Annotated in this window: 11 protein-coding genes; 1 reads left to right on the top strand and 10 read right to left on the bottom strand. The window is 58.6% G+C overall.

All coding sequences use genetic code 11. The annotated features are described in order from the left end of the window. The first annotated feature begins 921 nt into the window (after nt 1-921). Nucleotides 922-1,206 (top strand): hypothetical protein, encoded by a 285-nt coding sequence (locus tag VE934_RS17515; RefSeq protein ID WP_324889917.1) that lies wholly within the window; start codon nt 922-924, stop codon nt 1,204-1,206. Between the two features lie 63 nt (nt 1,207-1,269). Here VE934_RS17515 and VE934_RS17510 read toward each other — a convergent pair whose 3' ends face one another. From VE934_RS17510 to VE934_RS17465, 10 genes are all read right to left on the bottom strand, one after another. Beyond that, a complete protein-coding gene (locus tag VE934_RS17510) occupies nt 1,270-2,175 on the bottom strand; it encodes an SDR family oxidoreductase (protein ID WP_324889915.1) in 906 nt (301 codons plus the stop codon). Between the two features lie 16 nt (nt 2,176-2,191). Further along, a complete protein-coding gene (locus tag VE934_RS17505) occupies nt 2,192-2,644 on the bottom strand; it encodes a GNAT family N-acetyltransferase (RefSeq protein ID WP_324889913.1) in 453 nt (150 codons plus the stop codon). Then, nucleotides 2,641-3,594 carry a glutathione S-transferase family protein gene (locus VE934_RS17500; protein WP_324889911.1) on the bottom strand — a complete coding sequence of 318 codons (954 nt, stop codon included), beginning with the start codon at nt 3,592-3,594 and terminating at the stop codon, nt 2,641-2,643. The genes VE934_RS17505 and VE934_RS17500 overlap by 4 nt, the downstream gene beginning before the upstream one ends. A gap of 31 nt (nt 3,595-3,625) precedes the next feature. After that, complete coding sequence (locus VE934_RS17495) at nt 3,626-4,642, bottom strand: NADP-dependent oxidoreductase (protein WP_324889909.1); 1,017 nt, start codon at nt 4,640-4,642, stop codon at nt 3,626-3,628. 104 nt (nt 4,643-4,746) lie between these two features. Next, nucleotides 4,747-5,178, bottom strand: coding sequence for a PaaI family thioesterase (locus VE934_RS17490; RefSeq protein ID WP_324889907.1), 432 nt, complete (start codon nt 5,176-5,178; stop codon nt 4,747-4,749). A gap of 76 nt (nt 5,179-5,254) precedes the next feature. Next, complete coding sequence (locus tag VE934_RS17485; RefSeq protein WP_324889905.1) at nt 5,255-6,046, bottom strand: SDR family oxidoreductase; 792 nt, start codon at nt 6,044-6,046, stop codon at nt 5,255-5,257. 80 nt (nt 6,047-6,126) lie between these two features. Further along, nucleotides 6,127-6,357: a hypothetical protein gene (locus tag VE934_RS17480; protein WP_324889903.1), complete on the bottom strand. Its 231-nt coding sequence runs from the start codon at nt 6,355-6,357 to the stop codon at nt 6,127-6,129. Further along, complete coding sequence (locus tag VE934_RS17475; RefSeq protein ID WP_324889901.1) at nt 6,357-8,189, bottom strand: acyl-CoA dehydrogenase; 1,833 nt, start codon at nt 8,187-8,189, stop codon at nt 6,357-6,359. Before VE934_RS17475 ends, VE934_RS17480 begins: the two co-directional genes overlap by 1 nt. Before the next feature lie 141 nt (nt 8,190-8,330). After that, a complete protein-coding gene (locus VE934_RS17470) occupies nt 8,331-9,506 on the bottom strand; it encodes an acetyl-CoA C-acyltransferase (protein ID WP_324889899.1) in 1,176 nt (391 codons plus the stop codon). A 53-nt stretch (nt 9,507-9,559) separates the two neighbouring features. Then, nucleotides 9,560-11,659, bottom strand: coding sequence for a 3-hydroxyacyl-CoA dehydrogenase NAD-binding domain-containing protein (locus tag VE934_RS17465; protein ID WP_324889897.1), 2,100 nt, complete (start codon nt 11,657-11,659; stop codon nt 9,560-9,562). Between the last annotated feature and the right edge of the window lie 145 nt (nt 11,660-11,804).

Below are 11,804 nucleotides of genomic sequence, written 5' to 3'. Positions count from 1 at the left end.
GGCAGTAGCACCACCGCGAGTATCCAAATAAGTTTCTTCTCGTTCGAAGCGGAGCTTTGGAAGATATTAATAATCGCCCAAATATCTCCAGCGAGTATGAGGAGACCAACGATGCCGCCGTATCCGAAGTTCATCATTTTTGTCTTTCCTGTTCACTTGAAAATGCCTGACGATACCAGTAACTGATTGCGAAACACGGACGCCCCCTATAGGCGGTCTATTTGTTGCAGTCTGGGACAGACATTCGCACGGTGCAGGTGTTGTTGGGCACTCCGACGTCAGCACCCGAGCCTTCATACGATAGTCAACGTCCGCTTTTAGACGTCGAGTCTCAAACACTGTAGATCGGTAGCAGTCGCTCAATAACGATCTATTCCTGTCAGACGCCTCAGTTATGTAGATCAAACTGGTACTGGTCTTTACAAGCCGACTGGTCAGAAGTTCCCGGACCAATGGTCTGTGATTTCCGGAATACGCACACGGGACAAATACGGTCCCCCACAGATGTTGCCGGATATACGACTGCAGGCGCTTCCCCAACAGCCAATCTATCGGTCGGTTATTCCGCTTGTGAGGGCGTCCATGTAGGAAGGGTTAGGCGGCACTTTGCAACCTTCTCTCATTGCAGCCGGAGGCAGCTCACCTGCCTGATCCAGCGACGGCAAACGAAAATCCGTCAAACCCGCAAGCGCCGAATCAACTGTTCCTGCAAGATCGTGATCTCCGCACCCCATGCCACACGCCAAAAAGCAGAACTTTCAGGGCAAAACATGGCGCGTTAGAGTGAGTCACCCACCTCAGATACTCAGGGTTTCTACCGCTACATTGAATAGGCACTGACGCTCAGTGCGCAAGCGCCGGGCCGCAGTGTGAAAAGGTTGCTCTTGGCACTTCCCTCATCAACCTAAAGGAACCGACACCATGTCCAAACGCGAAGAATATACCCAGAAGCTGAAAAACGAACTTGATGCGCTGAATGCCAAGATGGACGCACTGGAAGCAAAGACCCAGGAAGCCAAGGCAGATGCGCGCGACGCTTACAAGGCCGAGGTCGCAAAGCTGCGTCACCAGTCCAAATTGGCAGTTGCCAAATACGAAGAGTTGAAAGCCGCCTCTGAAGACTCATGGGACAAGATGGTTGCGGAAACAGAAAAAATCCGCGACGCATTTGTTCATTCGTTCAACTACTTCAAATCGCAGATCTAAGCCTTACACGTCGTGACTGGCCCGCGTAACATCGGGTCGGGCATTGACTGCCCCCGGGGCGTATCAAGCCTCGCGCAACGCTTTTTTCAGCTCCACACCAATCTCCGGCTTGTGCAAAAACGGGCTGGTCGGGTTGCGCGCCTGCATGATGTCTTCCAGTCGCGTTTGCACCGAGCCAATGGCCTTCGGGTGGCTGTAGATATAAAACTGGTTGGCTGCCACGGCGTCAAACACTTTTTGCGCCACGTCTGCCGCGGTGACCTTGCCCGAGCCCACTGCCTTGTCGCTCATGGCCTGGCCGATGAGCTGGCTTTTAGTGGGTTTGGTGGCGGGCAAATCGCCCGGGCGGTTGCGATGGCTCTGGCTGATGCCGGTGGGCACGAAGTACGGACATAACACTGACGCACTGATCTGGTCGGTGACCAGTGAGAGGTCCTGGTACAGCGTCTCGCTCATGCTGACGACTGCATGTTTGCTCACGTTGTAAATGCCCATGTTGGGCGCGTTGAGCAAGCCGGCCATGCTGGCGGTGTTGACGATGTGGCCTTGCCATGTTGGGTCTTTTTTGGCGGCCTCCAGCATCATCGGGGTGAACACGCGCACGCCGTGGGCCACGCCCATCAGGTTGACGCCGATGACCCACTCCCAGTCCTTGAGCGTGTTTTCCCAGATCAGGCCCCCTGCTCCCACGCCTGCGTTGTTGAAGACAAAATGCGGCGCGCCGAAACGCGCTTGCACTGCTGCACCCAGTGCTTCCACCTCGGCGGCTTTGGAGACATCGAGCCGGAAAGGCAGCACCTGCACGCCGGTGGCAGAAATTTCGGCAACGGCTTTGTCCAGCGCATCCTGCTGCACATCGGCCAGCACCAGGTTCATGCCCAAGCGGGCGCCGATGCGCGCGCACTCCAGGCCAAAGCCTGAGCCTGCACCTGTGAGAACGGCGGTTTTTCCTTGAAAGTTGGTGATCATCAATAACTCCTGATTTTTAAATGGTGCGCAGCATTTCGATATGTGGAATGCCGTCTTCGATATAAGGCGCACCGGCTGTGACAAACCCGTGCCGCCGGTAAAACTTTTCAAGCCGCGCCTGTGCACCTATGCGTATGGGCTGCGGGCCCCATTGCTGCGTGACACACGTGATGGCCTGGCGCATCAGCTCATGGCCGAGGCTGGTGCCGCGCGCGCTCATTCGGGTGATCACGCGGCCAATGCTGGCTTCGGCAAACTTGATGCTGGCTGGAAAGCAGCGCGCATAAGCCACCAGCTCATCGCCGGACATACCCAGCACATGCACGGCTTTGTTGTCAGAGCCATCCATGTCCTGAAACACACACGCCTGCTCGACCACAAAGACCTCGGTGCGCAACTGCAAAACCGCATAGAGCTCGGAAGTGCTCAGCGCAGCAAAGGGCAAAGCCCGCCAAACCAACGCGCTCATGCGGATGCGACGGCTTTCAGAACGTAGCCAATGCGCGGGAAATGTACATGCACGTGGCCGGCGCGCTCGTCGGTGCGGCTCAGCGTGAAGTGTGTGCGTGTGGCAGCAATCAAATCGCCCTCGGTGGGCTCCGGGCCAAAACTCTCGGAAGTGATGGCCACACGGCTACCCAGCGGAATACCGTGATCGTCCTGAAAAGTGCTGTCGCTCAGATAGCCCTGCCCCACTGGCGTTGGTTCAGCTGCTGCGGCAACGGTAATAGCCCGAGTGGAGTCAAACTTTTCCATGATGCCCTGGCCTATGGCCTGCATGCGGTCCATCCAGGCAAGGACGGCGGGGGTGTGATCCAGAATGTCTGCAACCACCGGCGTGCGCACACGGGTGAACCACAGCGGGTGGTAGACCGAAAAGTCGGCAACGCAAGGCGCCTGGCCCAGCAGAAAAGGCTGGCCGTCCAGCATGTCAGACAGGCGGCGCAGGTAAGACTTGTAAGCCGCAGCGGCGTCGGGCGGCCGCAAGCGCGTCATGGCAAAACTCATGGCCTTGCGGTCGTCGCCAAAGGCGCGGGCTGCTTCGGGCGGCATGCCAGCAAACATGTGGGCCGCACCTTTGGGCCCCAGGTTGTGCGCCATGGCCGCCCAGAACAGCGTGCCATCGGCCCACTGGGCCACGGTGCGGGCCAGGCCTTTGCCCGGCTCGGGGTAAATCGACGGGCTGGGCTGCAGGTGCTCCAGCACGTCGCAGATCAACGCGCTGTCGCAATAAATATCAGCGCCAATTTGCAAAAAAGGTGTTTTGCGATAACCGCCGGTCAGTGCCACCACATCGGGCTTGGGCATGAGGGTGGGGATCATCACCGACTTCCAGGCCATCTTTTTGTAGCCCAAAATCAAACGCACTTTTTCCGAGAAGGGAGATGCCGGGTAGTGGTGAAGAATCAGGTCAGCCATGGGAGGTGTCTTTCAGTGAAGTGCTTGCCAGTCAGACAAGCTTGACCAGTTGCTTGCCGAAATTTTTGCCCTTGAGCAAACCCAGAAAAGCCTCAGGTGCGTTCTCAATGCCCTGAACCACCGACTCTCGGAACTTGAGTTTGCCGGTGGCAACCAGGGTCCCCAGCTCTGTCAGGGCTGCGGGCCAGTGTTCCATGTGTTCACTGACGATGAAGCCCTGCACCTTCAGGCGGTTGGTCAGAATCAGCTGCGGCTGCAACAGTGGCAGCGGCTGGCCGTCATAGCCAGCGATCATGCCGCACACAGCAATGCGACCATAGGCATTCATGCCGCTGAGCACAGCGTCAAAAATCACACCGCCCACGTTTTCAAAGTAGCAGTCCACGCCGTCGGGCGTGGCTTCTTTCAATGCGTTGTAGAGCGACTTGGCATCCGGATGCGCCTTGTAATCGATGCAGGCGTCAAAGCCCGGCTCTTCAACCACGTACTTGCATTTGTCCGGTCCACCGGCCAGGCCAACGGCCCGGCACCCGCGCGCTTTTGCCAACTGGCCTACCACACTGCCCACAGCGCCACTGGCTGCGCTGACCACCACGGTTTCACCGGCTTTGGGCTCGCAAATTTTGCTCAAGCCGTACCAGGCCGTCACACCAGGCATGCCAACCGCGCCCAAATAGGCGCTCAAAGGAATGTGCGCTGTATCCACCTTGCGCAAGGCGCCCGGCTGGCTGGCGTCAACCACGCTGTATTGCTGCCAGCCGCCCATGCCGACCACTTTGTCGCCGGCGGAGAACTTCGGATGTTTCGACTCGACCACCTCACCCACCGTGCCGCCGCCCATGACCTGTCCGAGCGGTTGCGGCACGGCATAACTTTTGGCGTCATTCATGCGGCCACGCATGTAAGGGTCCAGGCTGAGGAAGTGGTGGCGCACCAGCACCTGGCCATCCTGCAGAGCCGGAGTTTCAGCGCTGAAGAGTTTGAAGTTGCTGGCGACAGCATCACCTGTGGGGCGGTTGTCTAACAAAACTTGTTGATTGTTTGGCATGTGGAGTCTTTCAATTGCTATGCTATTCATAGCTAACTATGCCCGTCATTAAAGGGCAAAGTGGTGATTTCGCTAATAAGAACGTGCAGACAAGCCGAAACCGGTTAATCCGTCGAAATCCCCGTGTTGAGCGGGTGCACGTTTTTGGGGCCCACGGCGAGCCGTTTCACAAACTTGAAGGTGCCGGTGGCGTGGGCGCAGGGTTTTCCGCTCTCGTCAAAAACCGAGGCTTCGGTAAATCCCATGGTGGATGTGCGGTGCATCAACCTGCCCTTGGCAACCAGCTTGCCCCGCGCCGGTTGCATGAAGCTGGTTTTCATCTCGACGGTGATCACTCCCATTTCCTTATCGACACTGCGCGCTGCCACGGCCATGGCAACGTCCAGCAAGGTCATCAATGCACCGCCGTGCGCGACAGAAAACGAATTGAGATGCTCAGGCTTGGGCTCGTAATGAAGTTCGGACTGCCCGGCTTCGAACATCTGCAGCTCAAAGCCAAGAAGGTTGACGAAAGGGATCTCAATGCCGAATTTCATGACGAAGACTCCATGCAGGTTTCAACGGAACACCTCAGTCAGCATACCGCCAAGCGACTGGCTTCGGGTCAAATGCTCAACCGCCGGTCACTGATGAAACGCCGCCGTCCACCGCCATCCACTGCGCGGTGATATGTTTGCCGGCGTCAGATGCGTAGAGCACGCACAGACCCTTCAAGTCTCCGTCGTCGCCCAGACGACCCAGGGGCGCGTGTGCGGCCAGCGCCTCTTCGCCCAGTGCTTTCAGAGTGCCAATGGTCATCTTGCTGGGGAAAAAGCCCGGGCAGATGGCGTTGACGGTGATGTTGTACTTGCCCCATTCGCAACCCAGCGCACGGGTGAAGTTGATGACCGCGCCCTTGGATGTGTTGTAGGCCACCGTGGTCATTTCACGCGGGTTGCCGCCCAGGCCGGCGATGGACGCGACGTTGATGATGCGACCGGTTTTGCGCGCGATCATGCTGTGTTTTGCAATATGCTGGCTCAGGATGAAGTAGCCGCGGATGTTCAGATTCATGACCTTGTCCCAGGCTTCTACCGGATGGTCTTCAGCGGGCGCGCCCCAGGCGGCGCCAGCATTGTTGACCAGAATATCCACATGGCCCATGCGCTTGATGGTTTCGTCGGCTAGCGCGCGGATGTCGGTCTCCTTCGCGCAGTCAGCGGCAATCCAGTCGACGGCAATGCCGGCAGCCTTGAGCGTGGCGGCGGACTCTTCCAAGTCTTCGGCCTTGCGCGAGCTCAGCATGATTTTTGCGCCTGCCTCGCCCAGTGCTTGCGCCAGTTGCAAGCCCAGCCCGCGCGAGCCGCCCGTGACAAGTGCGGTTTTTCCACTCAGATCAAAAAGTTGTTGAATCGTGCGTGTCATGGTTTGAGTCCTTGTAGCTTCGGAAAGATGACTGCAGTTTCGCGCAATGCGCACTCAGGCGCTGTCGCTTTGTGGACGCTTCAGTTGCCTGGTGTGAGTCGCGAGCGAACGTAGATCAGGAAGGCGCCGATGGCAGCCAGAATGCCCCCGCCCACCACCATGGACCAGCCGATGGCATCGTTGGTCCGCTGGACTGAAACACCCAGCGCCAGCGTGAGCAGCCCGCCGTAGATCAGCGCCCAGATCAGCTTGTGCAGGCGAAGAATTGCCTTGTTCGACGTGGTGTTGTCTGCGTCCTTGAAAAATCCCATCAGAAAGCCTCCTCCGGCAAATCGGCACAGGTCAGATCCCGATTGGCAACGACCCTGAGCCAGGCGTCGATTTTAGGCAATTCATAGTGATAAAAATACCGCACCGCCCCCATTTTTCCGGCGGTAGCAGCTATTGATTTTGTAGCATCTGCCTGCAGCGCTGCGAGGGCAACATCCAGCCAGATCCAGGCCAGCACGGTATGCCCAAAGCCCTGCATATAGGGCACGGCGTTGGCCAGTGCATCCTGCGGGTTGCCGGTGGCCCAGGCGGCTTTGGTTGTGGCGCCAACCTGCTGCAGGGCCTGGCCCAGCGCGTTGGCGTATGCGGCCAGCTCAGGCGCTTGTTTGGCGCGTTCGATGGTTGTGTTGATGCGAGCCGCCAGCAAAGCCAGGCCCTTGCCGCCTTCCATCAGCACCTTGCGGCCCAGCAGGTCGGTGGCCTGAATGCCGTGCGTGCCTTCGTGAATCATGTTCAGGCGGTTGTCGCGCCAGTATTGCTCTACCGGAAAGTCACGCGTGTAGCCGTAACCGCCATGGATCTGGATAGCCAGTGAGTTGGCCTCCAGGCACCACTCGCTGGGCCAGCTCTTGGCAATCGGCGTCAGCACTTCCAGCAACAGGCGTGCGTCGTCGGCGACGGATGCTTCGGCCGTGTGCTGCTCGTCCACCAAACGCGCGCAGTACAGCTCCAGCGCCAGTGCGCCTTCGCAATAGGATTTTTGCGCCAGCAGCATGCGCTTGACGTCGGCATGTTCAATGATGCGCACCTGCGGCTGCGCTGAATCTTTTCCCGCTGGCCCGACCGGCCTGCCCTGCGGCCGATTTTTGGCGTAATCGAGGCTGGCGTAATACCCGGCCATGCCCAGCATGGTGGCGGCCGTGCCTACGCCAATGCGTGCCTCGTTCATCATGTGGAACATGCAGCGCAGGCCTTCATGCGGCTTTCCGACCAGATAACCCACTGCTCCCGCTTGTCCGTCCACCGGATATTTGCCTTCACCAAAATTAAGCAGGGTGTTGGTGGTGCCACGCCATCCGAGTTTGTGGTTCAGGCCGGCCAATGCGACGTCATTGCGCACGCCTGTCAGCTCACCTTGCGTGTCGACCATTTTCTTGGGCACGATGAAAAGCGAAATGCCACGCGTGCCAGGAATCAGCTTGCCATCGGGGCCCGGGATTTTGGCCAGCACCAGATGAACGATGTTCTCGGTCAGCTCATGCTCGCCCGACGATATCCACATCTTGTTGCCCTTGAGGCGGTAGCGTGGGCCGAGCGGGTCGGTTTCAAAATCGTCGCCGTCCGGCACGGCACGTGTGGTCACATCGCTGAGGGACGAGCCGGCCTGCGGCTCTGAGAGGCACATGGTTCCAGAAAAGCGGCCCGAAAATTCATTCTTGGCAAACACCTCTTGTTGTGCCGGCGTCCCGTGCACCATCAGCAAGTTGGCATTGCCCGTGGTGAGCAGCCCAGAGCCTATGCTGACCGATGCCATTGCAAAAAAAGCATTGGCGGCGGCCTCCACCGTGTACGGCAGTTGCATACCTCCCATCTCATAGTCCTGCGCCGCGCTCAGCATGCCGGATGCCGCGTAGGCTTTATGGGCCTCGTGCGTGGCTTGCGGCAGGATGACTTTTTCGCCGTCGAAATGCGGCTCTTGCGTATCCACTGTGCGGTTGAATGGCGCGTACTTTTCCCGCGCAATCCGCTCGCAGGTGTCAAACACCGCGTCAAACGTTTCGCGCGAGTGGTCGGCAAAGCGTTCGCGCTGGTTCAGCGACTCGGCCTCAAGCCAGTTGTACAGGAGGAAGTCGAGGGTGGGACGCAAAGACATGGGAGGATCTCCAGGGAGTTGTCATCCCGGACTCGATCCGGGATCCATGTCACGATGACTGCTATTCCGCGTCACACCACCATGGATGCCGGATCAAGTCCGGCATGACAGCCGGGCGTTGGGATGGCCGACAGACCGTTTTTACAAAACTTCGAAAACACCCGCTGCGCCCATGCCGCCACCAATACACATGGTGACGCAAACGCGCTTGGCGCCGCGGCGCTTGCCTTCGATCAGAGCGTGGCCGGTTAAACGCTGGCCTGTGACGCCGTAAGGGTGACCCACCGCAATGGCGCCGCCGTTAACGTTGAGCTTGTCCATCGGGATGCCCAGCTTGTCTGCGCAATACAGCACCTGCACGGCAAAGGCTTCGTTGAGTTCCCAGAGGTCAATGTCACCGACCTTCAGGCCCAGCTTGGCCAGCACCTTCGGGATTGCAAAAACGGGGCCAATGCCCATCTCGTCAGGCTCGCAGCCTGCCACCGCAAATCCGAGAAAGCGGCCCAGTGGCTTGAGGCCTTTACGTTCGGCGACGGTTTCGTTCATAACTACCACAGCGCCGCCGCCGTCGGAAAACTGGCTGGCGTTGCCAGCTGCGATCACTCCACCAGGGATGGCTGGCTTGATGCCGCTGATGCCTTCCTTGGTCGTGCCTTCGCGAATACCTTCGTCCTTGCTGACCGTCGTCTGTTTGGTGGTCAAGCCCATCACGGCATCGGCCACACCCATGGTCACGGTGATCGGTGCGATCTCGGCATCGAAGAGGCCGCCTGCGAGTGCGGCGGTGGCTTTTTGCTGGCTGGCCGCGCCGTACTCGTCCATACGCTCGCGCGAGATGCTGTAACGCTTGGCGACCTGCTCCGCGGTCTGCAACATGTTCCAGTAGATTTCGGGTTTGTTCTTTGCGAGCCAAGAATCGGCCAGCATGTGGGTATTCATCTCCTGCTGCACGCACGAAATGCTTTCCACTCCGCCGGCAACATAGATGTCCGCTTCGCCAGCAATCACGCGTTGTGCCGCGGTTGCGATGGTCTGCAGTCCGGAGGAGCAAAAACGGTTGATCGTCATGCCTGACACGGTGACTGGGCAACCGGCGCGCAAGGCAATCTGGCGCGCAATGTTGGCGCCAGTAGCGCCCTCAGGGTTGGCGCAGCCCATGATGACGTCGTCAACTTCGGCGGCCTCGATGCCTGCGCGCTTGATGGCGTGCTCAACGGCGTGGCCGCCCAGGGTGGCACCGTGGGTCATGTTGAAAGAGCCCTTCCAGCTTTTTGCCAGGGGGGTACGTGCGGTGGAAACAATTACAGCTGAAGTCATGGAGTTCTCCGAAATGTGTGGGGACGTTAGTTGAAGTTTGCTTTCAGCGGCAATCAGTTGAAGCTCTTGCCCTCAGCGGCAAGACGGGCCAGCAGCGGCGCAGGCTTCCAGAAGGCCGCGTCATCCAGCGGGTTCTGGGCAAAACGGTTCATGCTTTGCACCACATTGAACAGACCCACCTGGTCGGCATAGTTCATGGGGCCGCCGCGGTAAATCGGGAAGCCATAACCCATGAGGTAGACCATGTCGATGTCGCTGGCCTTGGACGCAATGCCCTCTTCCAGAATGTGAGCAGCTTCATTGACCAGCGAATAAACCAGACGCTGAACGATCTCTTCATCAGAAATCTTGCGTGGCGTGACGCCCAGTGCGGCGCGATGATCTTCGATCATCTTCACCACCTCGGCATTGGGGATGGCGTCACGCTTGCCGGGCACATAGTCATACCAGCCAGCGCCTGTCTTTTGGCCAAAGCGACCCTTCTCGCACAGCAGGTCAGCCGTCTTGCTGTACTTCATGTCCGGCTTTTCGGTATAGCGGCGCTTGCGAATGGCCCAGCCAATGTCGTTGCCGGCCAGGTCACCCATGCGGAATGGACCCATGGCAAAGCCAAACTTTTCGATAGCTTTGTCCACCTGCGCGGGTGTGCAGCCTTCGTCCAGCAAAAAGCCGCCTTGACGGCCGTACTGCTCAATCATGCGGTTGCCGATGAAACCATCACACACGCCTGACACCACTGCCGTTTTACGGATCTTCTTGCTGACGGCCATCACGGTGGCCAGCACGTCCTTGCCGGTTTTTTCGCCGCGCACCACTTCCAGCAGCTTCATGATGTTGGCAGGGCTGAAGAAATGCATGCCCACCACGTCTTGCGGACGTTTGGTAAACGAAGCGATCTTGTTGACGTCCAGTGTGGAGGTGTTGGACGCGAGGATGGCGCCGGGCTTCATCACGCGGTCGAGTTCCTTGAACACTTTTTCCTTGACGCCCATTTCTTCAAACACGGCCTCAATCACCATGTCGGCGTCTTTCAGGTCGTCATAACTCAGAGTGGTGCTCAGCAGGCTCATGCGCTGCTCGTACTTGTCCTGCTTGAGCTTGCCTTTTTTAACCTGGGCTTCGTAGTTTTTGCGGATGGTCGCGATGCCGCGGTCCAGCGCATCCTGCTTCATCTCAAGCATCTTCACGGCAATGCCGGCGTTGAGGAAATTCATGGCAATGCCGCCGCCCATGGTGCCCGCGCCAATCACAGCAATCGATTTGATCTCACGCTGGGGCGTGTCTGCAGGTACGTCCGGAATTTTGGAGGCGGCGCGTTCGGCCGCAAAGATATGGCGCAGGGCCTTGCTTTCAGACGTGAACATCAGCGCCGTGAAAATTTCGCGCTCAAAAGCCATGCCTTCGTCAAATTTCTTCTTGGTTGCGGCTTCGACAGCATCGACACACTTGCCGGGCGCAGGAAAGCCTTTGGACATGCCCTTGACCATGTTGCGCGCAAACTGAAAGTAGGCGTCGCCGTTGGGGTGGCGGCATGGCAGATTGCGCACCATTGGCAAGGGGCGGGTATCAGAGATGGATTGCGCAAAGGCCAGGGCTTCTTCAGCCAGGGATTCAGCCGAGGCGGACAGCTTGTCGAAGAGTTTCTGGCCCGGAATCTGGGCCAGCAGCTCACTCTTGACCGGCTCGCCGCTGGCAATCATGTTCAGTGCGGGCTCGACACCTACCGCGCGCGGCAAGCGCTGCGTGCCGCCGGCGCCAGGGATCAAGCCGAGCTTGACTTCAGGAAGCGCGACGCTGCAACCTGGCGCGGCGATACGGTAGTGGCAACCCAGTGCCAGTTCAAGACCGCCGCCCATGCACACCGTATGAATGGCTGCGACCACGGGCTTGGAAGAGTTTTCCACAGCCAGGATGACGCTGAGCAGGTTGGGCTCTGCCATCGCTTTGCTGGTGCCGAATTCCTTGATGTCAGCCCCACCCGAAAAAGCCTTGCCTGCGCCGGTGATGACAATGGATTTGACTGTTGCGTCGGCATTGGCTTTTTGCAGCGCGTCTGTGATGCCCTGTCGGGTAGCGTGACCCAGGCCATTGACGGGTGGGTTGTCCAGCGTGATCACCGCGACGCTGCTGCGGACTTCGTATTTGGCTGTCATGTGCTTTCCTTTATGGGTTGTTCCAGGGAATTCTTGCCGGACGGTGGCAGAACGATTCGGGTCAGGCCGGCAAAAATAGTACGACCGTTCTATTTATCGATTGTAGGGGGCTTATGTGGCACTGTGGTGTATCGCGTTGTCCCAG

This window comes from Polaromonas sp., from assembly GCF_035638815.1.
In the GTDB taxonomy this organism is placed as follows: Bacteria; Pseudomonadota; Gammaproteobacteria; order Burkholderiales; family Burkholderiaceae_C; genus Polaromonas.
This window is presented reverse-complemented; position numbering and strand designations above follow the sequence as displayed.

Bases quoted from the DNA above. Each gene is read 5' to 3' on its own strand.
- VE934_RS17515 (WP_324889917.1), top strand. From the start codon at position 922: ATGTCCAAACGCGAAGAATATACCCAGAAGCTGAAAAACGAACTTGAT.
- VE934_RS17510 (WP_324889915.1), bottom strand. From the start codon at position 2,175: ATGATCACCAACTTTCAAGGAAAAACCGCCGTTCTCACAGGTGCAGGC.
- VE934_RS17505 (WP_324889913.1), bottom strand. From the start codon at position 2,644: ATGAGCGCGTTGGTTTGGCGGGCTTTGCCCTTTGCTGCGCTGAGCACT.
- VE934_RS17500 (WP_324889911.1), bottom strand. From the start codon at position 3,594: ATGGCTGACCTGATTCTTCACCACTACCCGGCATCTCCCTTCTCGGAA.
- VE934_RS17495 (WP_324889909.1), bottom strand. From the start codon at position 4,642: ATGCCAAACAATCAACAAGTTTTGTTAGACAACCGCCCCACAGGTGAT.
- VE934_RS17490 (WP_324889907.1), bottom strand. From the start codon at position 5,178: ATGAAATTCGGCATTGAGATCCCTTTCGTCAACCTTCTTGGCTTTGAG.
- VE934_RS17485 (WP_324889905.1), bottom strand. From the start codon at position 6,046: ATGACACGCACGATTCAACAACTTTTTGATCTGAGTGGAAAAACCGCA.
- VE934_RS17480 (WP_324889903.1), bottom strand. From the start codon at position 6,357: ATGGGATTTTTCAAGGACGCAGACAACACCACGTCGAACAAGGCAATT.
- VE934_RS17475 (WP_324889901.1), bottom strand. From the start codon at position 8,189: ATGTCTTTGCGTCCCACCCTCGACTTCCTCCTGTACAACTGGCTTGAG.
- VE934_RS17470 (WP_324889899.1), bottom strand. From the start codon at position 9,506: ATGACTTCAGCTGTAATTGTTTCCACCGCACGTACCCCCCTGGCAAAA.
- VE934_RS17465 (WP_324889897.1), bottom strand. From the start codon at position 11,659: ATGACAGCCAAATACGAAGTCCGCAGCAGCGTCGCGGTGATCACGCTG.